The 420-nt window shown below is 32.1% G+C and carries 1 protein-coding gene; it reads right to left on the bottom strand.

Annotation, left to right across the window (positions count from 1 at the left end; genetic code table 11):
* Positions 1 to 420: hypothetical protein (locus ACYVTD_RS17130; protein ID WP_461248848.1), on the bottom strand; the 420-nt coding region annotated here is incomplete at both ends.

The raw sequence follows: 420 nt of genomic DNA, 5'->3' as shown, positions 1-420 counted from the left end.
GTTTTTCTCCAGTGCCTCATCTATTTGGGCTTTCAGTTCTTTAGGCACAGAGCTGAATTTTTCAGTGTCTTTTTTTGCTTTTATCTTTTTTAATTTTTTCCATTCATACCATTTTGGGTTAAATATATCAGTCCAAAAAGGCATATTGTTTATCCATTTATCATATTCCATACCCAAAGCATCATTTTCCCAATCATCTCTAGGCTCTTTTATATATTTTTCGCACGCTCCTAAAAGAGACTCAATTCTACAAGGATCGTCTTCATTTAATAAATACGCGAGAAATTCTTCATGTTTTTGTCTCATTAAAACAGCATATTCGGTCGGCTCCTCTGGAAGATCTTCAAAAATAAAATCGGTTATAACGTAAATTATATTTTGTTTTTCTTCTTCCGTTAATTTTCTTGCTTCGTACATAAT

It is taken from the genome of Treponema sp. R6D11, from assembly GCF_054786075.1.
The sequence above is the reverse complement of the archived record's forward strand: the minus strand, read 5'-3'. Positions and strand labels throughout refer to the sequence as shown.